This window comes from Pseudarthrobacter sp. 05T312 (assembly GCF_056396685.1).
Genome location: NZ_JBFTLY010000002.1, coordinates 185,627 through 210,959, shown reverse-complemented (window position 1 = coordinate 210,959; position 25,333 = coordinate 185,627). Strand labels below are relative to the sequence as shown.

Annotated in this window: 18 protein-coding genes; 11 read left to right on the top strand and 7 right to left on the bottom strand. The window is 66.7% G+C overall.

Going from position 1 to position 25,333, the window contains the following annotated elements:
• Positions 1–36: 36 nt before the first annotated feature.
• From AC1DIP_RS05080 to clpB, 3 genes are all read left to right on the top strand, one after another.
• Positions 37–882, top strand: a complete 846-nt coding sequence (locus AC1DIP_RS05080; protein WP_476207550.1) for an ABC transporter permease — start codon at positions 37–39, stop codon at positions 880–882.
• Positions 879–1,952 (top strand): sulfate/molybdate ABC transporter ATP-binding protein, encoded by a 1,074-nt coding sequence (locus AC1DIP_RS05075; RefSeq protein ID WP_477733079.1) that lies wholly within the window; start codon positions 879–881, stop codon positions 1,950–1,952. Before AC1DIP_RS05080 ends, AC1DIP_RS05075 begins: the two co-directional genes overlap by 4 nt.
• A 153-nt stretch (positions 1,953–2,105) precedes the next feature.
• A complete protein-coding gene (gene clpB / locus AC1DIP_RS05070; RefSeq protein ID WP_477733078.1) occupies positions 2,106–4,748 on the top strand; it encodes an ATP-dependent chaperone ClpB in 2,643 nt (880 codons plus the stop codon).
• 44 nt (positions 4,749–4,792) lie between these two features.
• Here the strand turns inward: clpB and AC1DIP_RS05065 are convergent, their stop codons facing one another.
• Positions 4,793–5,473 (bottom strand): septum formation family protein, encoded by a 681-nt coding sequence (locus tag AC1DIP_RS05065; RefSeq protein ID WP_477733077.1) that lies wholly within the window; start codon positions 5,471–5,473, stop codon positions 4,793–4,795.
• A gap of 272 nt (positions 5,474–5,745) precedes the next feature.
• Here AC1DIP_RS05065 and AC1DIP_RS05060 point away from each other — a divergent pair, with 272 nt between their 5' ends.
• Together AC1DIP_RS05060 and AC1DIP_RS05055 are read left to right on the top strand one after the other, a co-directional pair.
• Complete coding sequence (locus tag AC1DIP_RS05060) at positions 5,746–5,979, top strand: DUF3073 domain-containing protein (protein WP_387561713.1); 234 nt, start codon at positions 5,746–5,748, stop codon at positions 5,977–5,979.
• A 166-nt stretch (positions 5,980–6,145) separates the two neighbouring features.
• Entirely contained in the window at positions 6,146–6,922 is a 777-nt protein-coding gene (locus AC1DIP_RS05055) for a VOC family protein (RefSeq protein ID WP_477733076.1), read from the top strand.
• A 46-nt stretch (positions 6,923–6,968) separates the two neighbouring features.
• Here AC1DIP_RS05055 and purM read toward each other — a convergent pair whose 3' ends face one another.
• The 3 genes from purM to AC1DIP_RS05040 are packed head-to-tail and all read right to left on the bottom strand — an operon-like array spanning position 6,969 to position 10,146.
• Positions 6,969–8,114: a phosphoribosylformylglycinamidine cyclo-ligase gene (gene purM, locus AC1DIP_RS05050; RefSeq protein WP_477733075.1), complete on the bottom strand. Its 1,146-nt coding sequence runs from the start codon at positions 8,112–8,114 to the stop codon at positions 6,969–6,971.
• Positions 8,111–9,772 carry an amidophosphoribosyltransferase gene (purF, locus tag AC1DIP_RS05045; RefSeq protein ID WP_477733074.1) on the bottom strand — a complete coding sequence of 554 codons (1,662 nt, stop codon included), beginning with the start codon at positions 9,770–9,772 and terminating at the stop codon, positions 8,111–8,113. Before purF ends, purM begins: the two co-directional genes overlap by 4 nt.
• 59 nt (positions 9,773–9,831) lie before the next feature.
• The gene (locus AC1DIP_RS05040; RefSeq protein WP_477733073.1) at positions 9,832–10,146 is read right to left on the bottom strand and encodes a hypothetical protein; all 315 of its coding nucleotides are present in this window, start codon (positions 10,144–10,146) and stop codon (positions 9,832–9,834) included.
• Between the two features lie 316 nt (positions 10,147–10,462).
• Here AC1DIP_RS05040 and AC1DIP_RS05035 point away from each other — a divergent pair, with 316 nt between their 5' ends.
• The 6 genes from AC1DIP_RS05035 (at position 10,463) to fdhA (ending at position 19,064) form a co-directional block, all read left to right on the top strand.
• A complete protein-coding gene (locus AC1DIP_RS05035) occupies positions 10,463–11,548 on the top strand; it encodes an S-(hydroxymethyl)mycothiol dehydrogenase (protein ID WP_477733072.1) in 1,086 nt (361 codons plus the stop codon).
• Entirely contained in the window at positions 11,548–12,168 is a 621-nt protein-coding gene (locus tag AC1DIP_RS05030; protein ID WP_477733071.1) for an MBL fold metallo-hydrolase, read from the top strand. The genes AC1DIP_RS05035 and AC1DIP_RS05030 overlap by 1 nt, the downstream gene beginning before the upstream one ends.
• Positions 12,169–12,285: 117 nt before the next feature.
• Positions 12,286–14,640, top strand: a complete 2,355-nt coding sequence (locus AC1DIP_RS05025) for an FdhF/YdeP family oxidoreductase (RefSeq protein WP_477733070.1) — start codon at positions 12,286–12,288, stop codon at positions 14,638–14,640.
• A 373-nt stretch (positions 14,641–15,013) separates the two neighbouring features.
• The gene (locus AC1DIP_RS05020) at positions 15,014–16,318 is read left to right on the top strand and encodes an aromatic ring-hydroxylating oxygenase subunit alpha (RefSeq protein ID WP_477733069.1); all 1,305 of its coding nucleotides are present in this window, start codon (positions 15,014–15,016) and stop codon (positions 16,316–16,318) included.
• Positions 16,315–17,715, top strand: a complete 1,401-nt coding sequence (locus tag AC1DIP_RS05015) for a ferredoxin reductase (protein WP_477733068.1) — start codon at positions 16,315–16,317, stop codon at positions 17,713–17,715. Before AC1DIP_RS05020 ends, AC1DIP_RS05015 begins: the two co-directional genes overlap by 4 nt.
• Positions 17,716–17,849: 134 nt before the next feature.
• Positions 17,850–19,064, top strand: a complete 1,215-nt coding sequence (fdhA, locus tag AC1DIP_RS05010; protein WP_476207527.1) for a formaldehyde dehydrogenase, glutathione-independent — start codon at positions 17,850–17,852, stop codon at positions 19,062–19,064.
• 164 nt (positions 19,065–19,228) lie between these two features.
• Here fdhA and AC1DIP_RS05005 read toward each other — a convergent pair whose 3' ends face one another.
• From AC1DIP_RS05005 to AC1DIP_RS04995, 3 genes are all read right to left on the bottom strand, one after another.
• Entirely contained in the window at positions 19,229–21,736 is a 2,508-nt protein-coding gene (locus AC1DIP_RS05005; protein WP_477733067.1) for a GcvT family protein, read from the bottom strand.
• 255 nt (positions 21,737–21,991) lie between these two features.
• Positions 21,992–23,404 (bottom strand): MFS transporter, encoded by a 1,413-nt coding sequence (locus AC1DIP_RS05000; protein ID WP_477733066.1) that lies wholly within the window; start codon positions 23,402–23,404, stop codon positions 21,992–21,994.
• Between the two features lie 528 nt (positions 23,405–23,932).
• Positions 23,933–25,219 carry a molybdopterin molybdotransferase MoeA gene (locus AC1DIP_RS04995; RefSeq protein ID WP_477733065.1) on the bottom strand — a complete coding sequence of 429 codons (1,287 nt, stop codon included), beginning with the start codon at positions 25,217–25,219 and terminating at the stop codon, positions 23,933–23,935.
• Between the last annotated feature and the right edge of the window lie 114 nt (positions 25,220–25,333).

Below are 25,333 nucleotides of genomic sequence, written 5' to 3'. Positions count from 1 at the left end.
ACGGAAACGGGGAAAGGCAGCGGGGGAGCGCGACAGGTGGACAGACACGCGTACTCCGGCATCCCCGCATGGGTCCGGGTGCTGGCGGTCCTGGCGGCCGTCGTCGTCGTCCTTCCCCTGCTGGCCATGGTGCTGCGCGTCGACTGGGCCCAGTTCATTCCGTTGGTGACGTCGGGCCCATCCCTGACGGCGCTTGGGCTGAGCCTTCGAACTTCCGCGGCGAGCACCGTGCTGTGCGTCGTGCTGGGCGTTCCGCTGGCACTGGTCCTGGCCCGCGATTCCTTCCGGCTGCAGGGACTCCTGCGCTCACTGGTACTCCTGCCGCTGGTGCTTCCGCCGGTGGTGGGCGGCATCGCCCTGCTGTACACATTCGGCCGCCAGGGGCTGCTGGGGCAGACCCTGGAGGTGCTCGGGCTGCGCATCGCCTTCTCCACCACGGCCGTGGTCCTGGCGCAGACGTTCGTGGCGCTGCCCTTCCTGGTCGTCAGCCTGGAAGGGGCCCTGCGGACTTCGGGCTCCCGCTACGAAGCAGTGGCCGCCACGCTGGGGGCGCCGCCGGGCACGGTGTTCCGGCGGGTCACCCTGCCGCTGGTCCTGCCAGGCCTCGCGTCCGGCGCCGTCCTCTCATTCGCCCGCAGCCTGGGCGAGTTCGGCGCCACGCTCACCTTCGCCGGCAGCCTCCAGGGGGTGACCCGGACCCTGCCCCTGGAGATCTACCTGCAACGGGAAACGGACCCTGATGCCGCCGTCGCGCTGTCCCTGCTCCTGGTGGCAGTCGCTGTCGCCGTCGTGGCGCTCGCATACCGGCAGCCGGCAAAGAGCCGCCCCTGGACTGCAAAACGCACGACGCCGCCCGCACCCGTTCGCGGGGAAGTCCCGTGACGCTGTCCTTCCGGGCAGCCGTGGCCGGGCGGGGTTTCGACGTGGACCTGGCCGTCCAGCCGGGCGAAACGCTGGCCGTGATGGGACCCAACGGCGCCGGCAAATCAACCCTGCTGGCCAGCATCGCTGGCCTGCTGCGGCCGGACAGCGGCCGGGCGGAACTCAACGGCAGGACGCTCTTCGACGTCGACGGCGGCAAGCGGACCTGGCTGCCTCCGCATCACCGCGGCACGGCCCTGCTCGCCCAGGAACCCCTGCTGTTTCCCCACCTCAGCGCGGTGGACAACGTCTCCTTCGGGCCCCGCAGCGCCGGCGTCCCCAAGCGGGACGCGAAGGAGCAGGCCATGCGCTGGCTGGCTGATGTGGAAGCGGAACACCTCGCCGGACGCCGTCCCGCAGAACTGTCCGGCGGCCAGGCCCAACGCGTGGCCGTGGCCCGTGCGCTCGCCGCCGATCCGGCGCTCCTGCTGCTCGATGAACCGCTGGCCGCCCTGGACATCCATTCCGCGCCGCTGCTGCGCCGCCTGTTCAAGCGGGTCCTCGCGGGGCGTCAGGCCATCATCGTCACGCACGATGTCCTGGATGCGCTGATGCTCGCGGACCGCGTGGTCATCCTGGAAAACGGCAGGATTGCGGAGGAGGGGCCCACGCGGGAGGTCCTGGAACGTCCCCGCAGCTCCTTCGCCGCCGGACTCGCCGGACTGAACTTCATCCCTGGCACGTTGGACGGCGCGGGAGTGCGTACCTCCCGGGGCCTGAGGATCGCGGGGCACGACCAGGAACCAGCCTCCGCCGAACCCGGCCCGCTGCCCAAGCCGGCCGGTGCGGGCGTGGCCGTCTTCCCGCCGTCGGCCGTTTCCGTGTTCCTCGACGACGCCCATGGAAGCCCGCGGAACTCGTTCGCCGTCACCATTACCGACCTCGAACCCCACGGCGACCAGATCCGCGTCAGGGCAGGCGGGCTGGCCGCCGATATCACGCCTGCCGCCTCCGCGGACCTGGGCCTTGCGCCGGGCATGACGGTGCACTTCGTGGTCAAGGCCACCGCCGTCTCCGTCTATGGGACCTAGCGGCAGGCCGGCAGCCAAGCGACCCCGGGCAGGAAGGACCTCCGGCTCTGGACAGCCGTTTCGCCGTGGGCAAACATGGCTAAGGAACGTCGCCGCGCAAAGTTGAGCGTAGTACACTCAACTTAGTCAACCAGCCCCCGAAAGGAGCTCTCTTTGGACGTCAAATTCACCACCAAGAGCCAGGAGGCTCTTTCCGCGGCGGCAATGAACGCCTCCACGGCCGGCAACCCCCAGGTGGAACCGGCGCACCTCCTCAAAGCCCTGATGGACCAGCGGGAGGGCGTCGCTGTTGCGCTCCTCCGCGCCACGGGCACCGACCCGGACGTTGTCAGCGTCCAGGCCAGTAGCGCCATCAAGGCCCTGCCCGCCACCTCGGGCGGCTCCAGCCAGCAGGCGCAGCTGTCCCGGCCCGCACTGCAGGCCATCCAGCACGCCAAGGAGGAGGCCGACCGGCTGGGCGATTCCTTTGTGTCCACCGAGGTGCTCCTGGTGGGCCTCTCCGCCGGCAACGACGCTGCTGCCCGGCTGCTCCGCGAGGCAGGCGCGTCCCGGGAAGCCCTGCTCGCTGCCCTCCCCGGAGTCCGCGGCGACCGCAAGGTGGACAGCCCGGACCCCGAAAACACCTTCCAGGCGCTGGAGAAGTACGGCACGGACCTCACTGCCATGGCCCGCGCCGGCAAGCTGGACCCGGTGATCGGCCGGGACTCGGAAATCCGCCGCGTGGTCCAGGTGCTCTCCCGGCGCACCAAGAACAACCCGGTGCTGATCGGCGAACCCGGCGTGGGCAAGACCGCCGTCGTCGAAGGCCTGGCCCAGCGCATGGTGGCGGGCGACGTCCCGGAAAGCCTGCGCGGCAAGACGCTGATCTCCCTGGACCTTGGGTCCATGGTGGCCGGCGCGAAGTACCGCGGAGAGTTCGAGGAGCGGCTGAAGGCTGTCCTCGAGGAGATCAAGGGCTCCGAGGGCCAGGTTGTCACGTTCATCGACGAAATCCATACCGTGGTGGGTGCGGGCGCCACCGGAGATTCCTCCATGGACGCCGGCAACATGCTCAAGCCCATGCTGGCCCGCGGCGAGCTGCGCCTGATCGGTGCCACCACCCTGGACGAGTACCGCGAGAACATCGAAAAGGACGCCGCCCTGGAACGCCGCTTCCAGCAGGTGTACGTGGGCGAGCCCAGCGTGGAGGACACCATCGGCATCCTCCGCGGCCTCAAGGAGCGCTACGAGGCGCACCACAAGGTCTCCATCGCCGACTCTGCCCTGGTGGCCGCCGCCACGCTGTCCAACCGCTACATCACGGGCCGGCAACTGCCGGACAAAGCCATTGACCTCGTGGACGAGGCAGCATCCCGCCTCCGCATGGAAATCGACTCCGCTCCGGAGGAAATCGACCAGCTGCGGCGGCAGGTGGACCGGCTCACCATGGAGGAACTGGCCCTGACCGGCGAATCGGATCCCGCGTCCGTGGAACGCCTGGCCGCACTCCGCGCCGACAAGGCGGACAAGGAGGAGGAACTCTCCGCGCTGAACGCCCGGTGGGAAGCGGAGAAGGCCGGCCTCAACCGGGTGGGTGACCTGAAGGCAAAGCTGGATGAACTGCGCTCCGCGTACGACAAGGCTGCCCGCGAAGGCGACCTCGAAACCGCCTCCCGGATCCTCTATGGGGAGATCCCGGCCCTCGAGCGCGAGGTGAACGCCGCTGCCGAGGCCGAGGCCGCCGTGACGGACAAGTCCACGCAGATGGTGGCCGAGGAAGTGACCGCTGAGGATATCGCCGAGGTCATCTCCGCGTGGACGGGCATCCCGGCCGGCCGCATGCTGCAGGGCGAAAGCCAGAAGCTGCTCCACATGGAAGAGGAGCTGGGCCGGCGCCTGATCGGCCAGGCCAAGGCCGTGACGGCCGTGTCCGACGCCGTCCGCCGCGCGCGGGCCGGCATCAGCGACCCCAACCGGCCCACCGGTTCCTTCCTGTTCCTGGGCCCCACGGGCGTGGGCAAGACCGAACTGGCCAAGGCGCTGGCGGATTTCCTGTTCGACGACGAACGCGCCATGGTGCGCATCGACATGTCCGAGTACGGCGAGAAGCACAGCGTCGCCCGGCTGGTCGGGGCGCCTCCGGGATACGTGGGCTACGAGGAAGGCGGCCAGCTGACCGAGGCCGTCCGCCGCCGCCCCTACTCCGTGGTGCTGCTGGACGAGGTGGAGAAGGCACACCCCGAGGTTTTCGACATCCTCCTGCAGGTGCTCGACGACGGCCGCCTCACCGACGGCCAGGGCCGCACCGTGGACTTCCGCAATGTGATCCTGGTGCTGACCTCCAACCTGGGCAGCCAGTTCCTGGTGGACCAGTCCCTGGACGCGGCGGCCAAGCGCAGCGCGGTCATGGCCACGGTCAACGCGTCCTTCAAGCCGGAGTTCCTCAACCGGCTCGACGAAGTGGTGCTGTTCGACGCCCTCACGGTGGAGGAACTGGCCCACATCGTGGAGCTGCACGTGGAAGAGCTGGGGCGGCGGCTGCGTGAACGGCGGCTCACCCTGGAAGTCACCGACGGCGCCAAAGCCTGGCTGGCACTTTCCGGCTACGACCCCGCCTACGGCGCCCGGCCGCTGCGCCGCCTGGTGCAGCGCGAAATCGGCGACCGGCTGGCCAAGGCCATCCTCGCCGGTGGGATCAGCGACGGCGACACCGTGCTTGTCGACACCGCCGCGGACCTTGGGGAGCTCACCGAGGGCAACGTGGACGCGCTGACCGGTGCCCCAAGCTCCGGCCTCTCAGTACGGCGGAAGGACTAACCGGCCGGCAGGGCCGGCGGAGTGCTGCCCTGGCGGGCTGGACGTCAGGGCAGCACGCTCGCGTTGATCACGTTGCCGGCATCGGCCGTGACGTAGCAATCCACCCTGCGGTCCCCGGACTCCCAACTCGTGTTGCTGGGAAAGCTGCGCTGGTAGTTGAGCTGGAACTGCTTGGCCGCCGGGCCGAGTTTCGCTGCCTGGCAGACTTCCAGCGCCTTGGCCTTGAGCGGGTCCGCTCCCGGATACTTGGCGCTCTCCGGGTAGTGGAGGGTGGCTACGAGCTGCGCTGAATGGCCCGTGTCGCACGGCACCAGGGTGGACGCCAGGGCCTGCGGGTCGAAGTCCTTGAAGCAGTCGCCCACCGCATAGTCTGCCGGCGCAACCCCATCACGTGGGAGGGGTTGCGGGTTGGCCGGCGGGGTCACTGCGGTCTGCAGCACGCCAGGATCTGAACTTTTCGCCGGGCCCGTCCCGGGCGACGCGTTCAGCCACACGGCGAGCCACACCAGCGAACCGGCGACGGCAATGATGACAGCGGCGAGGAATGCCTTCCAGAACGCAGGCCTCCTGCTGACGCGCTGGTCCGGTCCCGGATCCCGGCGCGGCTGGGACCAGGTGACAGACTCCGGGGCGGGCGCTGGACCGGCGTCCCGGCCCGGCACCGTGGGCAGGCTTCCGGTTCGGGGCGGGAGGGCCGGCTTCGGCGGGACGTCCTGGTGGTTCACGGGTGCGCATCCTCCTGGGTTTTGGTTCCGCGGCTCGCCAAAGGCCACACAAAATCGGCACTTCTTTAGTGACTCTACCGAAGAAAAATCCCGGAATCCCGCGGGTGGAGGTGCGTCATGGTACCCCACGCCGCAGCCCGGCCCGATAGGCGGCAAGCAGGGGCCGCCGAAAGCATGTAATCTAGGTGTACGACAAATTGACCAAACATTCCGGGGCCTCACCGATCGCCAAGGTGACCACCTCCGGTCCAAGTACAAAAGGGGGTCACGCCATGGGGCGCGGCCGTCAAAAGGCAAAAGCTACCAAGCAGGCTCGGGACATTAAGTACTACTCCCCGAACACTGACTACTCGGCACTTCAGCGTGAGCTGACGGGTCCGGGCAGTCGTTCGACGAGCCATTACTCGAGTGAGCCGGTTGAACCGGACTATTCGGCTTATGTGGACAAGTACGCGGATGATTTGGATGACGATGACGACGAGGTTGACAACCGTCGCATCGGATAGTTGTCGCAAGCCTGCCGTGGCTCAGCGCCCGGCTGCTGTGATCTCCTTCTTGTAACCCGGATTCGGGTGACCGCTTACATCATGGAGCCCGTTGCTACACCGGAGTGCCGGTGCGGCAACGGGCTTTCCGTGTTTGTCCGACGCCCCGGCTTGGTAACCTGACCGGATGAGTGTTCGGACCACCTATGCCACCGGCGAGCCCTGCTGGGCAGACCTGCAGACCCCCGATGTCCCGGCCGCCAAGGACTTCTACAACCGCATCTTCGGCTGGACGTACAAGGATTTTCCCACCTCGGACGGCCGCAGCTATGCGCAGGCCTTTGTCCGCGGGCAGCTGGTGGCCACCATCGCACCGCAGAGCCCGCTGCAGCTGCAGGCCGGCACCTCGGCAAAGTGGAACGTCTACTTCGCCACCGCAGACGCTGCGGACCTGCTGGCGGAGGCCGGCCATGCAGGAGGGGCGGTCCAGTTCGGGCCGGAGCAGGTGGGTGATACCGGTGTACTGGGCTTTATCGCCCCTCCCGGAGGCGGCACCACAGGTATCTGGCAGCCAGGAACCCACTACGGCAGCCAACTCTTCAACGAGCCGGGCGCGCTGGCCTGGGCGGAACTTTTCACGCCCGAGCCGCAGGCCGCCGTCGGCTTCTTCCAGCAGCTTTTCGGGCATGACGTCACGGAATACCCCCAGGACGACGGCGGCAGCTACAGTACCCTGCTTACCGGCGGCAACGAGGTGGCCGGGGTCGTTCCTGCCGATCAGGGCGATGAGGCGGACTGGCAGGTCTATTACGGTGTGGCAGACGTTGCCGCGGCGGCAGCGGCCGCCCAGGCTGCAGGGGGCCAGATCCTGGTGGAGCCGGACGGGCATCCCGCCGACGGATCACTGGCCACCATCGAGGACCCGCAGGGCGGCGTCCTCAACCTGATCCAAACCACCGCTTAAACGCCGAGTGCTCCCCGACGGTGGCGGGGAGCACTCGAAGAAGGCCCTATGCGTAGGCGTTGACCAGGCGGACAGCGCCGCCGTCCACGCCCTTGGCGCCCTGGACATAGTCGGGTCCGGACTTGGAAATGGCGTCTGAGTCCTCGGTGACGGTGCCCATGATCCAGGACGGCAGGCCCCGTTCGTTCAGGCGCGCGACGGCGGCATCCGCGGCGTCGGGGGACACGATGGCCACCATGCCCACGCCGAGGTTCAGGGTGCGTTCCAGGTCGGCCAGCGGAACGTTGCCCAGCTCGGACACCAGCTTGAAGATGGCCGGCAGCTCCCACGTGGCGCGGTCCACCGTGGCCACCAGGCCCTGGGGGAGGACGCGGGCCAGGTTCGCGGCAAGGCCACCGCCGGTGACGTGGCTGAAGCCGTGGACGGCTGCGCCGGTGCTGACCGGGAAGGTGCGGGCCAGGTCCAGGCAGTCGGCAGCGTAGACGCGGGTGGGCTCCAGGAGCTCCTCGCCCAGGGTGCGGCCCAGTTCGGAAACCTGGCGGTCCAGGGCCCAGCCGGCGTGGTTGATGACGCGGCGGACCAGGGAGTAGCCGTTGGAGTGCAGGCCCGAGGAGGCCATGCCGATCACCACGTCGCCGGCGCGGACGCGGTCCGGGCCCAGCAGGGAATCGGCTTCCACAACGCCGGTGGCAGCGCCCGCGACGTCGTATTCGTGTTCACCCAGCAAGCCGGGGTGCTCGGCGGTCTCGCCGCCCACCAGGGCGGTGCCGGCCACCGAGCAGGCAGCGGCGATGCCGCGGACGATCCCGGCGATGCGCTCGGGGACAACCTTGCCGCAGGCGATGTAGTCGGTCATGTACAAGGGCTCGGCGCCCACCACCACGATGTCGTCCACCACCATGCCCACCAGGTCGAACCCGATGGTGTCGTGGATGTCCATGGCCTGGGCGATGGCTACCTTGGTGCCTACGCCGTCCGTGGAAGTGGCCAGCAGGGGCTTCTTGTAGGTCAGCAGCCGGGAGACATCGTAGAGGCCGGCGAAGCCGCCCACCCCGCCGATCACCGAGGAGTTGTGGGTTGCCTTGACGGCATCCTTCATGAGCTCGACGGCGCGGTCCCCGGCTTCGACGTCCACGCCCGCGGACGCGTAGGTGATGCCGGCGTTGTCTGCGGCGGGGCTGGCGGAGGTCATACGGAGTCCTTCTTGTCGGCGGCGTGTACGTCGGGCACGAGGTCGGCTTCGGTCAGCAGGTTCTCGAATTCGGAGTCCGGGCCCGGATCGCAGCCCGTGGCGCCGGCCTTTTCCGCCGGGTCTTCGGTGGCGTCAACGGCCAGGGCGGCCGTTTCGCCGGGCAGGGCGGCGGGGGAGGGCTTGATGCCGCCCAGGTCGGTACGTTCCAGCAGGTTCTTGCCCAGCTTGTCCGCGTCGGGCAGCTTGATGGGGTACTTGCCGGTGAAGCAGGCGGTGCAGAGGCGTTCGCGCGGCTGCCGGGTGGCGCCGATCATGCCGTCCTCGGAGATGTAGGCCAGCGAGTCCGCGCCGATGGCCTGGGAAATTTCCTCGATGGTGGCGCCGTTGGCGATCAGCTCGGCGCGGGAGGCAAAGTCGATGCCGTAGAAGCAGGGCCACTGCACGGGCGGGGAGGAGATCTTGACGTGCACGGCAGCGGCGCCGGCTTCCCGGAGCATCCGGACAATGGCCCGCTGGGTGTTGCCGCGGACGATCGAGTCGTCCACCACCACGACGCGCTTGCCGCGGATCACGGACTCAAGGGCGTTCAGCTTGAGCCGGATGCCCAGCTGGCGGAGGGTCTGCGAGGGCTGGATGAAGGTGCGGCCCACATAGGAGTTCTTGACGAAGCCGTGGGCGAACGGAATGCCGGATTCCTCGGCGTAACCCACGGCTGCCGGAGTGCCCGATTCCGGCACGGGAATGACGATGTCGGCCTCGTGGGTGTTCTCCCGGGCCAGTTGGCGGCCCATCTCCACGCGGGACTCGTACACGGAACGGCCGGCGATCGCGGCGTCCGGGCGGGCAAGGTAAACATATTCGAAGACGCAACCGGCCGGCGTCGGCTCCGCGAACTTCTTGGACCGCACGCCTTCTTCGTCGATGGCGATGAACTCGCCCGGCTCGATCTCACGGATGAAGCTGGCGCCCACCGTGGCCAGTGCGGATTGTTCGGAAGCGACAACCCAGCCGCGCTCCAGGCGGCCCAGGACCAGCGGGCGGATGCCGAAGGTATCGCGGGCTGCGTACAGGGTTCCCTCGTCCATGAAGACGAAGCAGAAGCCACCCTTGATCTTGGGCAGGAGCTCGGTGGCCGTCTCTTCCAGGCTCTTGCCCGGCTCGCCCTCCAGCAGGGCGGTGACCAGGGCGGTGTCCGAGGTGTTGCCCTGTTTCATTTCGCCGGTGAGCTGCCCGCCGTTGCGCTCGGTAATCATGGCGTTGAGTTCGGCGGTGTTCGTCAGGTTGCCGTTGTGCGCCAGGGCCACCGTGCCGGTGGAGGTGGCGCCGAGAGTGGGCTGCGCGTTGGCCCAGTGGCTGGCGCCGGTGGTGGAGTACCGGCAGTGGCCTACTGCCAGATGCCCGGTCAGGGTGTTCAGTGTCGTCTCGTCAAAGACCTGGGACACGAGGCCCATGTCCTTGTAGACGTTGATCCGTTTGCCGTCGCTGGTCGCTATGCCAGCCGACTCCTGACCGCGGTGCTGCAGTGCATACAGCCCGTAGTAGGTAAGTTTTGCTACTTCTTCACCGGGTGCCCAAACACCGAAGACGCCACAGGCATCCTGGGGTCCTTTTTCGCCGGGAAGAAGATCATGGGAAAGTTTGCCATCGCCGCGTGCCACTGATCGATTATCGCACGATATGGGGTATGACTTTCCCCTGCTTCAATTTGTGACCCCGGTCAGTCCTGGGGATCGGTATCGGCTTCCGAATCCGGAACGGCCTCCACGACGGCCCGTTCCTGCCGCTTCACGCTGCGGCGGTCCAGGACAAGCGCCAGGGCTGCGCCAAGGATGGCGCCGACGGCGGCAAACATGATCAGGAAGAATCCGAACACGGCGCCGGGATCGAACGTCGAGTCACCGGGTGCTGCGTAGGCCACCACTGCAGCGGCGACAATGCCTGCCAGTGCCCCCAGGATCAGGAAGGGGACATACTTCGGCGCGCGGCGCACGGTCACCTCGCGCCGTTCGGCAGGGGTCTGTTCAAAAGCCATGCCATCCAGCCTAATGCCGGACCCAAGGACGCGTGTAACGCAGTGCAGGGCGCTTGGGCGGTGGATTGGTGGAGGCGGACGCCGAAGGCCCGACCTGGTAGCCACGGAGCCTGGAACTGATATATCTATTGACATGGAGTGTGGCCACTGTCATATTTTCCCGTAGGCGCTATGTGCATCTTGTTGTGTAATACGCAATTAGGCGCGGGCCGCCGTGGCGGCATGACGTGGTCTCCCGACGTGGCATGTCAGCTAGATTGGCACTTGGTGCCGACTCACCGGATCCGGCCGGATCCAGGAAAGGAACACAAGAACCATGGTCCATAAAGTTCAAGCTGTCGTTGTCCGGGAGAAGAATGCCCCGGTGTCGCTGGAGACCATCCTGGTGCCGGATCCGGGCCCGGGGGAGGCCCTGGTGGACATCCTGACCTGCGGTGTTTGCCACACAGACCTGCACTACAAGCAGGGCGGCATCGGCGATGATTTCCCGTACCTGCTGGGCCACGAGGCCACCGGTGTGGTCTCTGCAGTTGGTCCGGACGTGACCTCCGTGGCCCCCGGTGACCGGGTCATCCTGAACTGGCGTGCGGTGTGCGGCGAGTGCCGGGCCTGCGCCAAGGGCCAGCCGCAGTACTGCTTCAACACCCACAACGCCACCCAGAAGATGACCCTTGAGGACGGCACGGTCCTCTCTCCCGCCCTGGGCATCGGTGCCTTCGCGGAGAAGACGCTGGTCGCCGCCGGGCAGTGCACCAAGGTCGATCCCGAGGTGGACGCGGCCGCGGTGGGCCTGCTGGGCTGCGGCATCATGGCCGGCATCGGTGCCGCGATCAACACCGGCGAGGTCAAGCGCGGGGAATCCGTGGCAGTGATCGGCTGCGGCGGTGTGGGCATTGCCGCGATCGCCGGGGCGAAGTTGGCGGGTGCAACGACGATCATCGCCGTTGATATCGACGACAACAAGATTGAAATGGCCAAGTCCCTCGGCGCCACCCACGGCGTGAACTCCAAGCAGGAGGACGCGGTGGAAGCCATCCGGGCCCTGACCGGAGGCAACGGGGCCGACGTGGTGATTGACGCCGTCGGCCGTCCCGAAACGTACAAGCAGGCGTTTTATGCCCGCGACCTCGCCGGCCGCGTGGTCCTGGTGGGCGTCCCCACGCCGGAGATGCAGCTGGAGCTGCCGCTGCTGGATGTCTTTGGCCGCGGCGGATCGCTGAAGTCCTCCTGGTACGGCGACTGCCTGCCGTCCCGGGACTTCCCCATGCTGGTGTCCCACTACAAACAGGGCAACCTGGACCTGGATGCTTTCGTGTCCGAGCGCATCACCATCGACCAGGTGGAGGAGGCTTTCGGGAAGATGCACGAGGGCAAGGTCCTGCGCTCAGTGGTGGAGATCTGATGGCCGTGGCCATCGAGAACCTGGTCACCTCGGGCACGTTCTCGCTCGACGGCGGAACCTGGGATGTGGACAACAACGTCTGGATCGTGGGCAACGACGAGGAATGCGTCATCATCGATGCGCCCCACGACGCCGCCGCGATCATCAACCAGGTGCGCAGCCGGAAGGTCAAGGCCATCCTGCTGACCCATGCGCACAACGACCACATCGGTGCCGCGCGGGAAGTCGCTGACGCCCTGGGCGCCCCGATCATCCTGAACGCCGAGGACCTGGTGTTGTGGGAGCAGGTCTACCCTGACGCCAAGCCGGACCGCTACCACTCCGACGGGGACGTGTTCGAGGTGGGCGGGACAACCCTGAAGGCCATCCACACGCCGGGCCACTCGCCGGGGTCCACCTGCTTCTACCTCGAAAGCGAAGGAACGGTCTTCACCGGGGACACACTGTTCAACGGCGGCCCGGGTGCCACCGGCCGGTCCTACAGCGACTACCCCACCATCCTCGCGTCCATCCGGGAGAAGCTGCTGACCCTCCCCGCCCAGACCGTGGTCCGTACCGGCCACGGCGACAACACCACCATCGCCACAGAACAGGAAACCCTGGCGAAGGTTCCCCAGTAGCGGCAATACGCGACGACTGCCCTGGAGGCGCGCCGGGATTCCCGGCGCGCCTCCACTGCACATGAACAACAGAGGCCGGCACGGGAACTCCCCGGTGGCGGCGAGGAAGTGGGAACAATGAAGTTCGGCAAGCAGCCTGCCCCCGTTGTGGACATCGACGAGGACACGCTCGAAGTCCACAAGCCCAAGACCGAGGCTGCCGGGGTCAAGGCCGTCATGGTGGCCCTGGAACGCGCAGTGGCACAGGCCGGCGTGACCCGAACGGCGCAGTCCCTGCTCCGGCTGAACCAGCGCGGCGGCTTCGACTGCCCGGGCTGCGCGTGGCCGGAATCGGACAAGAAGCGCAAAGCGGCCGAGTTCTGCGAGAACGGTGCCAAGGCCGTGGCCGAGGAGAACACCCTGCGGACCGTGGGCGCGGAGTTCTGGGCCAAGCATTCCATTGCCGAGCTGTCAGGGAAGACCGAATACTGGCTGGGGAACCAGGGCCGCCTCAGCGAACCGATGGTGATCCGGGAGGGGGACACCCACTACTCGCCCATCTCCTGGAATGACGCCTTCGAGCTGATCGGTGAGCACCTCCGGGCGACCACCCCGGACCGCAGCGTCTTCTACACCTCCGGCCGCACCGCGAACGAAACAGCGTTTCTGTACCAGCTGTTCGCCCGGTCACTGGGCACCAACAATCTGCCGGACTGCTCCAACATGTGCCACGAGTCTTCCGGATCGGCGCTGAACCCGACCATCGGCATCGGCAAGGGCACCGTGTCCCTCGACGACATCCACGACGCCGAACTGATCTTCGTCGTGGGCCAGAACCCCGGTACCAACCACCCCCGCATGCTCTCCGCGCTGAAGGAATGCAAGGACAAGGGCGGCAAGGTGGTGGCCGTGAACCCGCTGCCCGAGGCCGGCCTGTTCAACTTCAAGGACCCCCAGACCGTTTCGGGCGTGGTGGGCGGCGGCACCCCGCTGGCTGACGAGTACCTGCAGATCAAGGTGGGCGGAGACCTGGCGCTGTTCCAGGCGCTGGGCCACCTGCTCCTGGAGGCCGAGGAACAAAACCCGGGGACCGTCGTCGACCATTCCTTCATCGCCGCGCAGACGGACGGGTTCGACGCCTACCGCGACGCCCGCCGTGCCCTTGATTGGGACGAAACTGAAACTGCGACCGGCCTGGCCCGGGAGCAGATCGAGAAGGTGGCCGGGATGCTGGTGGCGTCCAAGGCCTCAATCTTCTGCTGGGCGTTGGGCGTGACGCAGCAGCCGCACTCGGTGGACACCATCAAGGAAATGGTCAACGTCCTGCTGCTCCAGGGGAACTTCGGCAAGCCGGGTGCCGGGGCCTGCCCGGTCCGCGGGCACTCCAACGTGCAGGGCGACCGGACCATGGGTATCTGGGAGAAACCCAGCGAAAAGCTGCTCGCCGCGATCGACGCCGAGTTCAGCATCTCGTCCCCGCGGCACCACGGCTTTGACGCCGTCGAGTCCATGGAAGCGTTCGAACGGGACGAGGTGGACGTGTTCGTCTCGATGGGCGGCAACTTCTCCCTGGCCTGCTCGGACACCGAAACCCTGGAAGCGGGGATGCAGCGGATCGGGTTGACAGTGCACATCTCCACCAAACCCAACCGCTCCCATGTGGTCCACGGGCGCACGTCCCTGATCCTGCCCACCCTGGGCCGGACGGACAAGGACGACAAGCACCCCAAGGGCGCCCAGTTCCTGTCCGTGGAGGACTCCATGTCCGTGGTCCACTCCACCCAGGGACGGCTCACCCCGGTCTCCGAACACCTGCTGGCCGAGCCCGTGATCGTGGCCCGCATGGCCGAAGCCACCTTCGGGCCGGACCACCCGGTGGACTGGCGCGGCATGGCCGAAGACTACGACGTGATCCGCGACCATATTGCCCGCGTCCTGCCCGGCTTCGAGGACTTCAACGCACGCGTCCGCACCAGGAACGGCTTCGTGCTCCCCAACCCGCCGCGCGACACCCGCTCCTTTGCCACCGACGTCGGCCGCGGACGGTTCACCGTCAGCCCGCTCGAATACCTGACGCCGCCCAAGGGGCACCTGGTGCTGCAGACCATGCGCAGCCACGACCAGTACAACACCACCTTCTACGGCCTGGACGACCGCTACCGGGGCATCTCCGGCGGCCGCCGCGTGATCCTGATCCACCCGGAGGACCTCGCCGAAGCCGGCTTCCAGGACCGCGAGCTCGTTGATGTGGTGAGCACGTTCCAGGGCGTCGACCGCAGGGCAGACAAGTTCCGCCTGGTTGCCTACCCCACCGCGAAGGGCTGCGCCGCGGCGTACTTCCCCGAGGCCAACGCCCTGGTCCACAAGGAAAACGTGGCCCGCGTGTCCAACACCCCCGGCTTCAAGGCCATGTTCGTCCGATTCGAACCGCACAAGGGTGCCGAAGCCGTGGCTGGGGAGGCGGCAGGGGAGCTGGCAGGCACCCCGGCGTAGCCGCGGTCACCTCCACTCCACAGGCCCGCGACGGCGGCACACCGGCAGCCCGGTGTGCCGCCGTTTTTGTGCTGCCGTTTTCGAGCCGGGAGCAGGCGTATGGGGCCTGAACGCACGCCCGGTGCGGCACCCCGCGCAATGCTTTTTCGTCATATCCGAAATTGATTGACACTGGGCGTGGCAAGAGTCACACTGTTGCATATGGTGATCGCTGTTGCGTTAGGTGCTTCCAGATCTTCTTCTGGAGTCATCGCTTCTGTTCCCGATTGACCTCCCCACATTCAGGAACAGGGTCTTAGACACCCCCTGTTGCCCCGCCTGCTCCGTAATCACCCACAATGCTTACAACCCAGCCCTATTCGGGAGGAAACACATGACTACCTCAGTGAACGCGCCGCTCAGCGCACGCGGAAAGCTCGCCTCAACACTGCCTGCCGAGCAGCTGGCTGAAATTACGGATCTGTTCGCCCTGCGGCGCACGGGCTACTCCCTCGATGCCCCCTTCTACACTGACCCGACGGTCTTCAAGCTCGACATGGAGGCCATCTTCGGCCAGCACTGGATCTTTGCCGGCAGCGTCGCCGAGCTTCCGGAGCCGGGCGACTACATCACGGTCGACTACGGCCCCTACTCCCTGATCGTGCTGCGCACCGATGAGGGCGAGGTCAACGTCCTGCACAACGTCTGCCGCCACCGCGGTGCACGCGTCCTGACCGAGGCCGCCGGTTCCACCGGAAACCTGGTCTGCGGCTACCACTCCTGGACCTACTCGCCCGAGGGCAACCTGATCCACGCCTCCGCCCCCGGCGAGGCCAAGTTCGACAAGAACTGCTTTGCGCTCAAGCGCGCCCACAGCCGCGAAGTTGCCGGCCTTATCTTCGTCTGCATCGCCGACGTTCCGCCCGCAGACTTCGACGAGACCGCCAAGATCTTCGAGCCCTACCTGGCACCCCACGACCTGTCCAAGACGAAGATTGCCTACCAGCAGAACATCATCGAAGAGGGCAACTGGAAGCTCGTCATGGAGAACAACCGTGAGTGCTACCACTGCGACGGGCACCCGGAACTCGCCTGTTCCCTCTTCCCCACCTGGGGCCTCACCGAGGGCCTGATCCCCACCCACCTCGAAGAGGTGTGGGACCGCAACAAGGAAGCCCAGTCCTCGCTCGAGGAGAGGTGCCGCCGCTACGGCCTGCCCTACGAAGTGGTTGAGGAACTCGATACCCGCATCGCCGGCATCCGCATTTCCCGCGAATCCCTTGACGGAGAAGGCGAATCGTTCTCGGCCGACGGCCGCAGGCTCTCCAAGAAGCTGCTCGGGGACCTGCGGGACTTCCGCCTGGGCCGCTGCTCCATGCACCTGCAGCCCAACAGCTGGTTCCACTTCCTGGGCGACCACGTCATCACGTTCGGCGTTTTCCCCATCAACGAGCACCAGTCCCTGGTCCGCACCACCTGGCTGGTGGCCGACGACGCCGAGGAAGGCGTCGACTACGACCTCGACAAGCTCACCTACACCTGGAAGCAGACCAACATCCAGGACAAGGCATTCGTTGAGCTGTGCCAGCAGGGTGCTGCCAGCCCCGCCTACGAACCCGGCCCCTACATGAAGAGCGAATACCAGGTGGAGGCCTTTATCAACTGGTACGTCCAGCGCGTGCAGGAGCACTTGGCATGATTGAGGTCCTCACTGAGACGCCCGTCCAGGAACCACAGCGCATCCGTGGCCTTGAAATGCCGTGGAACCGGGTGATGGGCAGCATCGAAGGACCGGCCAGCGCAGCCAAGGCGCTGGGCCCGTGGCATCCGCAGGAGTTCATGGCCGAATGCGTCGAGACCGTTCCCGAGGCGGGCGGCATGATGACGTTCGTGTTCCGCCGCTGCGACGGCGCCCCGCTGGCGTTCCGTCCGGGCCAGTACGTCAACATCGCCTTCCCCGTGAACGGCGGGGACCAGGAACCGGTGGACCGCAGCTACTCGCTGTCCAGTTCGCCCACGGAACCCTGGACCTTCAGCGTCACCGTCAAGCGCGATGCCGGCGGACTGGTTTCACCCTGGGTGCACCAGAACGTCAGGCCCGGCACCGTCCTGGACATGCTGGGACCTGTGGGGGCGTTCCACCTCCCTGATGCCGACCGGCGCGCCCGGTACCTGTTCCTGGCCGCCGGCGCCGGCATCACGCCCATCATGTCGATGGTGCGGACCATCCACTCGCTGCCGGGAACGGCCGACGTGGTGGTGCTGTACCACGGCGCGGAGGCCGGCGGCTTTGCCTTCCACCGGGAGCTGGCCTACATCGCTTCCGTGGACTCGCGCATCAAGGTCTTCTACGCCCTGGGCGACCGCGGCAGGCCCGAGGACTGGGAAGGCTTCAGCGGGCGGCTGACCTCAGCCATGATCGATGAGGTGGCACCCGACGCCAACGGCCGCCAGGTGTACGCCTGCGGACCCGAGGGGTACCTGAACACCGCGACTGAACTGCTCGGGAGCGTGGGCGTCGACGACACCTCCATCTACATGGAGTTCTTCTCCGGGGACCGTCAGACCCTCCTTGAATACCAAGCGGAGCTCGCCCTGGCGGCGGACATCGCCGAGGAGATCGCTGAGGAAATCGCGGAGTCCGCGGAAGACTACTTCGAAGGCCAGCCCGCGGCGTTCGGGATGTACGAGCCCGGCTACGACGAGGATGGAACCCTGCAGGCCACGGGACTCGCGCTGGAAGCCGCCACCCCGGAAGCTGCCCCCGGCACCCCGGCTGCGGCCCCGGAAGCGCAGACCCCGGACGCCTCAAGCTTCGACACCGTGGGAACCGGCAGCCTTACCCTGTCCTTCATGCGCACCGGGATCAATGTGCGGATCGACCCCGAGCAGCACATCCTTGAGGTGGCACAGCGCGCCGGTGTCCGGATCGGCGCCAACTGCAAGGAGGGCATGTGCGGCTCCTGCAAGGTGGTCAAGCTGTCCGGGGAGATCGACATGAACCACCAGGGCGGAATCCGCAAACGGGAAATCGATGCAGGCAAGTTCCTTCCCTGCTGCTCCACCGCGCGCACCGACATGGTGATCGACGCGTAGGCCCCTGGAACGGCGGGAGCCATGCGCACCCCCCAAGATTCACTGCAAGTGAAAAGTAAGACCACACGGAAGGCCGGGGGCATTAGCGTCAGGCCTTCCGTGGCAATCGCACGCCAACGATAGGAGCCATGCCCATGTCAGGAAACAAAGCTGTTGCCTACAAAGAGCCCGGAGTCGTCGAGGTCATCGACACCCCGTATCCCACGTTTGAACTGAAGGCCGGACCCGGCGTCAATCCCGCCAATATTGGCCGGAAGGTTCCCCATGGCGTCATCCTGCGCACCGTGAGCACCAACATCTGCGGGTCCGACCAGCACATGGTCCGCGGCCGGACCACCGCCCCCGCCGGGTTGGTCCTGGGGCACGAGATCACTGGCGAAGTCATCGAGACCGGGCCCGACGTCGAGTTCATCAAGGTCGGGGACATCGTCTCGGTCCCCTTCAACATCTCGTGCGGGCGCTGCCGGAACTGCAAAGAGCGCAAGACGGGGATCTGCCTGAACGTGAACCCTGACCGTCCCGGCTCTGCCTACGGCTATGTCGATATGGGCGGCTGGGTGGGCGGCCAGGCGGAGTACGTGCTGGTTCCCTACGCGGACTGGAACCTGCTGCGGTTCCCCGACCGGGACCAGGCACTGGAGAAGATCATGGACCTGACCATGCTCTCCGACATCCTGCCCACCGGCTTCCACGGTGCGGTCACGGCCGGCGTCGGTGTGGGGTCCACCGTGTACGTTGCCGGAGCGGGTCCGGTGGGCCTTGCCGCGGCCGCCAGCGCCCAGCTGCTGGGAGCCGCGGTGGTTATCGTGGGCGACCTGAACGAGGACCGCCTGGCAAGGGCCAAGTCCTTTGGCTGTGAAACCGTCAATGTGGCCAACGGCGACCCCGCCGACCAGATCGAGCAGATCCTCGGCGTCCGGGAAGTCGACTCCGGCATCGACGCGGTCGGTTTCGAGGCCCGCGGCCACGGCCATGGCGCCCAGGAAGCGCCGGCCACAGTGCTCAACTCGCTGATGGACCTCACCACTGCCGGCGGTTCCGTGGGCATTCCCGGGCTCTACGTCACGGGCGATCCGGGAGCTGCGGACGAGGCCGCCCGGAAGGGAAGCCTGTCCCTGTCCCTGGGTACCGGCTGGGCCAAGTCCCTGTCCTTCACCACGGGCCAGTGCCCGGTGATGAAGTACAACCGGCAGCTGATGATGGCGATCCTGCATGACAGGATCCAGATCGCCAAGGCGGTCAATGCAAAGGCCATTTCGCTCGACGACGCCCCGCGCGGGTATGCGGAGTTCGACGCCGGAGCTGCCACGAAGTACGTCCTGGACCCGAACGGCTACCTCAACAACTGATATCCGGAGCCCGGTTTCTGAAGGGCAAAGGAACCAGTCCCAAGGATCAACCTTGGGACTGGTTCCTTTTTCGTTGCCGCAGTGCCCGCTCCATTGGGCAACAAAAAGGTGGTTGGGCCTGCTGGTCTCAAGCAGGCCCAACCACCTGGCGTGGTGTGGGCAGGTTAGCCGCGGAGGCGTTCCATCCCCGGGTCAAAGAGCGGCTCGGCGCTGACGGTGGCGGCTACGCGCCGGCCAAAGTACTCGATTTCCACGGAGTCCCCTTCGGTCACCGACGTGGGCAGCCAGGCGTAGGCGATGGGCTTGCGGACGGTGTAGCCGTAGGCCGCGCTGGTGACGTACCCAACGGCTTCCCCGCCCACATACACCGGTTCCTTGCCCAGCACCACTGACGTGCCGTCGTCGACGGTCAGGCAGCGCAGCGTCTTGGCTGCCGGCTGTTCCTTGCGGACCGCCAGTGCGTCGGCACCGACGAACCCGGTCTTGTCCTTGGCCACGGAGAAGCCCAGGCCGGCCTGGTACGGGTGGTGCTCGGTGGTCATGTCCGTGCCCCAGAGCCGGTAGCCCTTCTCCAGGCGCATGCTGTTGAAGGCGCCGCGGCCGGCAGCGATGATGCCGTGCTCGCGGCCGGCCTCGAACAGCAGGTCCCACAGCTTCAGTCCGTATTCGGCGGTGGTGTAGAGCTCCCAGCCGAGTTCGCCAACGTAGGAGAGCCGCATGGCCGTGACGGGGATGCCCCCAACGGAGATCTGCTTGGTCCGGAAGTACTTGAGGCCGTCGTTGGTGAGGTCGTCGTCGCTGACCTTGCCGATGACCTCGCGGGCCAGCGGGCCCCACAGGCCGATGCAGCAGGTGCTGCCGGTGATGTCGGTGACGTGCGCCCACTGGGAGGGATCCGCCGCTGACTGCCGGCGGGCCTCCACCCGGAGGTAGTCGAAGTCCACGTTGCTGTTCACGCCCAGCTGGAACTCTTCCTCCGCGAGCCTGGCCACGGTCACGTCGCTGCGGATGCCGCCGTCGTCCGCCAGGAGCAGGCAGTAGGTCACGGCACCCGGCTTCTTGGCGATGTTGCCCGTGCTGAGCCGGTGCAGCAGTGCCTGTGCACCCGGGCCCACCACGGAGAGGCGCTTCAGCGGCGTCATGTCGTAAAGCCCGACGGCGGTACGCGTCTTCCACGCTTCGGCTGCGGAAATGGGGGAGTGGAACATGTTTGCCCACTCCTCGCGCTCCGGGGCGCGCCATTCTTCCGGCAGTTCGGCCAGGAGTCCGCGGTTGGCTTCGAACCAGTGCGGGCGTTCCCAGGCGGCGGACTCCAGGAAGAAGGCGCCGAGCTCCTTCTGGCGGACGTTGAAGGGGCTGACGCGCAGGTCGCGCGGCGATTCGCGGGGCTGCAGCGGGTGCATGACATCGTAGATCTCCACGAAGTTCTGCTGTGAGGTCTCGCTGACGTAGGCGTCGGAGGTCTGCACCTTCTCGAAACGGGTCAGCTCGCAGCCGTGCAGGTCGGTCTGTGGCTGGCCGTCGATGATCAGCTCTGCCATGGCCTTGGCAACGCCGGCCGAGTGCGTGACCCAGACGGCCTCGGCCACGAAGAAGCCCTCGAGGTCCGGTGCCTCGCCCATGAGCGGGCCGCCGTCCGGGGTGAAGGAGAAGATGCCGTTGAAGCCGTCCTGGATTTCGGTGCTGCGCAGTGCCGGCAGCAGGTCCTGGCTGTCCTCCCAGGCGGGAATGAAGTCTTCGAGGGTGAAGTCCAGGCGGGAGGGCATGCGGTGGTCGGACATGTCCTCGGCAGGGACCTTCGGCAGTGCGGACATGTCCACGGGCATCGGGCGGTGGGCGTAGCTGCCGATGCCGATGCGGTCGCCCCATTCGCGGTAGTACAGGTCCTTGTCCTGGTAGCGCAGGATGGGCTTGCCGGCGCCGTTGGGAAGCTCGTTGGCGCCCTCGAGTTCGGCGAGGGGCGTGGTGATCGCGTATTGGTGGGCCAGTGGCAGCAGGGGCACTTCCAGGCCCACCATCCGGCCGAGTTCACGGCCCCAGAATCCTGCGCAGGACACCACGATGTCGGCAGGGATTACGCCGGAGGAGGTTTCGACGCCGGTGACTTTGCCGCCCTCCTGGGCAATGCCGGTGACGGTGGTGGAGCCGCGGTAGGTGACGCCGCGTTCGCGCGTGCGCTCGATCAGCAGCTGTACGGCCCGGGCCGCCAGCGCTAGTCCGTCGGTGGGGATGAGCAGGCCGCCCAGGACCTCGCGGCCGCCGGTGAGCTTGCCGGTGTTCAGCAGCGGGTAGATCTTTTCGCATTCGTCGGCGTCGATGATCCGGCTTTCGACACCCCAGGAGGTCATCAGGCCCATCTTGCGCTTGAGGTCGGCCAGGCGTTCGGGAGTGGTTGCCAGCTCCAGGCCGCCCACCTGGTTGAAGCAGGATTGGCCGTCCTTGCCCAGGGCGAGGAGCTTGTTGACGGTGTACGTGGCGAATTCGGTCATGGTCCGCGACGGGTTGTTCTGGAACACGAGGCCCGGGGCGTGCGACGTGGAGCCGCCGGCGAGCTCCAGCGGGCCTTGTTCGACGACGGTGATGTCGTCCCAGCCGCGGCTTGCCAGCTCGTCGGCGAGGTTGGTGCCGACGATGCCGGCTCCGATGATGACGACGCGGGGTGATGCGCTCATGATTTTTGGTTCTCCTGGTTGGTGCTGGAATCCGCCTGACCGGGTGATGGAATTTGCTTCGCTATGAGCAACGCGCATCACTATATGCAACAGGGTGTCTCAGCTCACATGGGATGTCAAGGGTTTCCTGCTTTGTTGCGGCCATGGGCGGGGCTGTGTTCATAGGCGGCAAAGAGGCCCCCGCCGCTGGTGCGGCGAAGGCCTCTTGTGTGCAGCGCCGGTTATCCGGCGGCGCGTAGCCGTGCTGTGCCGGTATTAGTGGGAGACGTCTGCAGAGATCTCGGCGAGGGTGCGTCCCTTCGTCTCAGGCGCGAGCCACTGTGAGAGGACTGCGCCGAGCAATGCAACGATGGCGGCCACGACCATGCTTGGGCCCAGGCCGATGTTGCTGATTGCCCACGGCAGGGCGAAGGTGCCAAGTGCTGCTCCGATGCGGCTGAAAGCCGCGGCGAAGCCCATGCCGATGCCGCGCAGGGGGGCGGGGAATACCTCGGCCGGATAGACCTGGGTCAATGTAGTGTAGCCGGCGTTGAAGAAGGAGAACGCGAGGAATAGGGCGAGCACGAGGATCGCTGGTGCGTCCGCCCATACGCCGATGACCAGCAGGATGCCTGCGCAGAGCCACTGTCCGGGCACGGTGAGGATCCTGCGGCCCAGCTTGTCGATCAGAAGCACGGTGGTAACAACACCCGCGGCCGCAAGTGCGGACAGGCCGACTCCACCGGCCCAGCCGCCGCCGAAGCCGAATTGGCTGAGCACGTCGTCGGCGAAGGTCGCGATCGCAAAGTACGGGGTGACCGCGCAGAACCAGAAACCCGCGGTGAACAGGGTGGTCCGCCAGTGCTCCCTCGAGAACAACATTCCAAAGGAGGCGTTCTTGATTTTGGTCCGGCCCTTTGCGGCCTGGGCCTCCTGGATCATCCTCAGGTCGATCTCCTCGGTGATGCTGTTGTGCATCTGTGGCGATTCGACGTATTTGTGGGCGATCGCGAGTGCTTCCTCACGCCGTCCCTTCGTGATGAGCCAGCTCGGCGATTCGGGGAGGCCTATGCGCGCGATGAACAGAACGAAGGCCAGTATCGTGCTCGTGCCAATGACAAGGCGCCAGGGGGTGCCGGCGTCGTGCAGGAGGGTGCCAATGATGAATGCCATCATGAAGCCGACGTACCAGGCGATCAGGGTCAGCCCGAGCAGCCGCCCGCGGAGCTTCGGAGGGGAGAACTCCGACAGCAGCGGGCCGCCGATTGAGTACTCGCCGCCGATCGCGACGCCCATCATGAATCTGATGAGCGCCAGCTGGATCACGGCGCCGTCTCCGGAGGTTACGAAGAACTGGGCCGCTGAGGCGATCAGGAACAGGCCCATGTCCACGAGGAACATCGGCTTGCGGCCGAATTTGTCAGTAGCCCACCCGGCCAGCGGGGAGCCGATGAAAATGCCAGCCAGCGGGCCTGCGGCAATCATGCCCAGCGACAGGGCGTCGAGCTGGAGATCTGACCTCATGGGTCCGGTGACGGGGCCGATGATGCCGAGGATGTAGCCGTCGAGGAACATCCCGCCGATGAAGACCGCGACAAGCCGCACCATGAAGCGGCGTTTGAACTTGGAGCTGGTCTCTTTTGATGAGGAGGTGTCGACGGGGCCCGTCGTCTTGGTCGGATTGATCATTGAGATTCGTTCCCTTCCGGCTTCAGCGCAAACCGCTGAAGGCGCCAGAGCGTTGTTTCCTGGACCCGCGGACAGGCTTCGGCGTCGTTCCCCGGTTTCGGCGCCCCGCGCTGCTTTGATCGATGGTGCTGCCATCCCTGATAGTCATAGACAGTTTCCTTTGGTGATCTGGCGCTGCCGCATGGATGCTGGCAGCGTTGTGCGGCCGATGCGCAGGCCAGGGGCCCTTTTGGATCGGCCATCATGAATTCGTTCGTCTGTTCCCCAAAGTCATCACGGGTGGAGCCGGGGGGACGGGAGGAGCATATCCGGGTGGGCTTCGTTCCGTGATGATCAACAACCTTCGCTGTATGCAACAAAATCGTGCGCTAGCTCACATTCAATGTCAAGAGTGTGACCCGCTAAAGGCGAAGTAAGTAGGCGCTCCTGTGGGTACTCCAGGGCACGCCAAAAGCCCTGCCCTCTGGGACAGGGAAACCTCTGCCGTACCGGGTGCCTGGTGAGGGGTAAGCAGGGCAAATCTCAGCGTCAGGGTGGGATGGTGGCCTCCGCCCTGGGTGCCCTTGCGGTTTCTGGTTGTGCTGCCCACGGAAGCGGGAGCACGGGAACGGGTCCTCCGGAATCAACGCCCTCTGGTGGAACGGCCATCACGGCGTCCGCCCAGGCAAGCCCCCGCATCATGCCGGGGCCGGTGTGCTGGACCGGGAACGCGAGGCCGGACAGGAACCGGCAGGGGACCAGGCGTGTCCTTCCCGGATCGCCTTCAAGGTCGCAGCCGGACATTACGAGCTGCAACGGAGGCAGCTCGGTGCCCCCAAGCGAGGCGATCAGGGGTGCGCCGATGGTGAGCAGGGCCATTACGGCCGCCAGGGGATTGCCTGGAAGGCCGATCACGAACCGCCCGTCGGGAAGCCCCGCGAGCACGGCCGGATGCCCGGGGCGCATCGCTATGCCGTCCACCAGCAACAGTCCGCCCAGGGCGTCGATGGCGGCACGGAAATGGTCCGTCCCGGACTTACCGGTGCCGCCGGTGGTGATGATGACGTCTGCGGCGCCGGAGGGCCGGACGGGGCTGTCCAGGGCATCCAGCCAGCTGCCCAAGGAGTCGCCGATCCGCTGCGGGGCGCCGGGAACGCCACCCAGGAGGGAAACGACGTTTCCCAGCTGCGGGCCAAAGGTGTCCCGGACCTGCCCGGGCGCCGGGATGCCCTGCGTCACCACTTCAGCCCCGGTGAGTACGACGGCGACGGCCGGCCGGGCGCGGACCTGCAGGGCGTCGTGCCCTGCCGCCGCAGCCAGGGCCACCTGCACGGGATTTAGGACAGTGCCGGCGGGTATGAGGACGTCCCCGGACCGGGCTTCCTGCCCGGCGGGACGGATGTGTTGGCCGCTGCGCGGCTCTCCGGCCTTCGCCTCCGGGCGGAGTCCCAGGACGTGGTTGCCTTTGGTGTCCCTTGCAGCAAGGCCACTTTCTTTCCGCAGGACGGCATCGGCGCCATGCGGTATTAGGCCGCCGGTGGCAATCACGGAGGCGCTGTTTGCAGATAAAGATCTGTTGCCTTCGCGGGGCAGGGATGGGTACTGGCCGGATCCGGCCAGCAGCCAGGGGCCGGGTCCGTTCACGGCCCAGCCGTCCATTGCGGACGAGGCATAGTGCGGCAGGTCCTGGAGCGCGGTGACATCCCGGCTCAAGGTCCGCCCAATGGCCTCAGCGAGCGGGACGTTCACCGGCGGGAGCGGAATGGCCGAGCCGTAGGCGACATGGCGCGCTTCAGACCACGGTATGCATCCCCGTTCCTGGACGGGACCGGGCATGCCTGCACTTCTGATAACGGTAGTTGTCGGTCCAGTGCCGGGCATCCGGCCCCCTCCTAGTTGATTGGCGGGCGCACACCGGCCACGGGGCCCCGTTTTCCGAAAACGGTGCTT

Coding starts and splice junctions, on each gene's coding strand:
- AC1DIP_RS05030 (WP_477733071.1), top strand. CDS start 11,548: ATGGCCGTGGCCATCGAGAACCTGGTCACCTCGGGCACGTTCTCGCTC.
- AC1DIP_RS05005 (WP_477733067.1), bottom strand. CDS start 21,736: ATGAGCGCATCACCCCGCGTCGTCATCATCGGAGCCGGCATCGTCGGC.
- AC1DIP_RS05000 (WP_477733066.1), bottom strand. CDS start 23,404: ATGATCAATCCGACCAAGACGACGGGCCCCGTCGACACCTCCTCATCA.
- AC1DIP_RS05055 (WP_477733076.1), top strand. CDS start 6,146: ATGAGTGTTCGGACCACCTATGCCACCGGCGAGCCCTGCTGGGCAGAC.
- AC1DIP_RS05015 (WP_477733068.1), top strand. CDS start 16,315: ATGATTGAGGTCCTCACTGAGACGCCCGTCCAGGAACCACAGCGCATC.
- fdhA (WP_476207527.1), top strand. CDS start 17,850: ATGTCAGGAAACAAAGCTGTTGCCTACAAAGAGCCCGGAGTCGTCGAG.
- AC1DIP_RS05020 (WP_477733069.1), top strand. CDS start 15,014: ATGACTACCTCAGTGAACGCGCCGCTCAGCGCACGCGGAAAGCTCGCC.
- AC1DIP_RS05040 (WP_477733073.1), bottom strand. CDS start 10,146: ATGGCTTTTGAACAGACCCCTGCCGAACGGCGCGAGGTGACCGTGCGC.
- AC1DIP_RS04995 (WP_477733065.1), bottom strand. CDS start 25,219: ATGCCCGGTCCCGTCCAGGAACGGGGATGCATACCGTGGTCTGAAGCG.
- AC1DIP_RS05060 (WP_387561713.1), top strand. CDS start 5,746: ATGGGGCGCGGCCGTCAAAAGGCAAAAGCTACCAAGCAGGCTCGGGAC.
- AC1DIP_RS05035 (WP_477733072.1), top strand. CDS start 10,463: ATGGTCCATAAAGTTCAAGCTGTCGTTGTCCGGGAGAAGAATGCCCCG.
- AC1DIP_RS05025 (WP_477733070.1), top strand. CDS start 12,286: ATGAAGTTCGGCAAGCAGCCTGCCCCCGTTGTGGACATCGACGAGGAC.
- purM (WP_477733075.1), bottom strand. CDS start 8,114: ATGACCTCCGCCAGCCCCGCCGCAGACAACGCCGGCATCACCTACGCG.